The organism is Actinomycetota bacterium (assembly GCA_030682655.1).
Lineage (GTDB): Bacteria > Actinomycetota > Coriobacteriia > Anaerosomatales > JAUXNU01 > JAUXNU01.
In genome coordinates this window covers 1-1,540 of record JAUXNU010000043.1, presented here as the reverse complement: position 1 = coordinate 1,540, position 1,540 = coordinate 1, and the positions used below count along the sequence as shown (strand labels likewise).

3 protein-coding genes are annotated in these 1,540 nt (G+C 64.4%); all 3 read left to right on the top strand.

Translation table 11 applies throughout. The features are described from left to right. Positions 1-390: hypothetical protein (locus tag Q8K99_02220; protein MDP2181371.1), on the top strand; the 390-nt coding region annotated here is incomplete at its 5' end. Positions 391-410: 20 nt separating this feature from the next. Next, positions 411-938 carry an NAD(P)H-dependent oxidoreductase subunit E gene (locus tag Q8K99_02215; protein ID MDP2181370.1) on the top strand — a complete coding sequence of 176 codons (528 nt, stop codon included), beginning with the start codon at positions 411-413 and terminating at the stop codon, positions 936-938. Between the two features lie 20 nt (positions 939-958). Beyond that, on the top strand, positions 959-1,540 hold a 582-nt coding region (locus Q8K99_02210), incomplete at its 3' end, for an NAD(P)H-dependent oxidoreductase subunit E (protein ID MDP2181369.1).

Below are 1,540 nucleotides of genomic sequence, written 5' to 3'. Positions count from 1 at the left end.
GCCGCGATGATGGAGTTCGACGTGCCGCTGAATCGCCTCTACCTCGATCCGCTGCTCCTGCCGGTGGGCGTCGCCCAGCAGCAGGCACCCGAGGCGGTCGAGGCTATCACCATGTTCGGCCTTCTCAACGAGCCGCCGCTCAAGACCACAGTCGGCCTCTCGAACATCTACAATGGCTGTCCTGAGCATGTGAAATCGCCGATGGCAGCGGCTCTGCTGGCGATTCTGATTCCGGCTGGCCTGACCTCCGCGATCATGGATCCCAACGACGAGCTCCAGATGATGGTCGCCCGCACCGATCCGGCCGAGCTCCGACTGACCGCGTCGCTCGAGAAGTCGATGTCGGTGCTGCGCAACGAGACCCTGTACTGCGACTCGTACCTGGACTGAACCGAGACTCAGGAGCTGACATGGACCGCTGCGGCTGCGCCGAAGTGCCGACGGACAACCAGATCGACGTTTCCGCTCTAGCGGACGTGTTCGAGCGCCACGCTGGCGATCCCGGGGCGCTGATCGCGGTCCTGCAGGATACACAGGCGATCTACGGCTACCTTCCCAATGAGGTCCTGCGCGAGATCTCGCGCGTGCGGCAGACCCCCCTCTCGCAGGTCTACGGAGTTGCGACTTTTTACTCACAGTTCCATTTGCGCCCGCAAGGCGAGACGGTCATCCGAATCTGCCACGGCACTGCCTGCCATGTGCGAGGCGCTCCCGAGGTGACCCGCGCGGTCGTCGAGGAACTCGGCGTGAAGGTGGGTGAGACGACCGAGGACCTCGCTTTCACGGTTGAGTCTGTCGCGTGCGTGGGCTGCTGCTGTCTCGCGCCCGTTATGCTCGTCGGTTCCGAAACCTACGGGCAGCTGGACGTGGTGCAGACCCGTCGCATAACCGCCTCCCTGCGTGAGAAGGCAGATGAGCGAAGGGACGCCTCGGAGTGAGCGGCCCGGTTCCTATTGAGGTGCGCGCCTCGGGAGACTCCTTCGTCATCCGTGTCTGCACGGGCCCGGGATGCGTGGTGAACGGATCGCTGAACGTGGCCGACCGTTTCGATGAAGCCATCGCATCGGCTGGAGCCGAAGTCCGCGTGCGCGTTGTGCGGACGGGTTGTCACGGGCTGTGCGAGCAGGGACCCCTCGTCGTCGTCTCTCCGCAGGATGTCTTCTACCCGTGTGTGGGCGAGGAGATGGCCGCCCCGATCGTCGAACGACTGCTCAAGGAGGGCTGCTGTGTGGAGGAGTACCTCTTCCGGCCATCCGAGAACGAGGCGCCGATCAAGCGCTATTCCCAGCTCCCCTTCAATCTCACGCAGCAGCGCATCGTGCTTCGCAGCTGCGGGGTGATTGACGCGGAAGACATCGATGACGCAATAGCGCATGGTGCCTACGACGGTCTGCGCCGTGTGCTCGCCGGGTTCACGCCTGAGGCCCTGATCGATGAGATAGAGCGGTCCGGTTTGCGCGGGCGTGGTGGCGCAGGCTTCCCCACAGGCCGGAAGTGGCGGTTCGCTCGCCAGGCCGCCGGAGAGCCAAAGTACGTCATC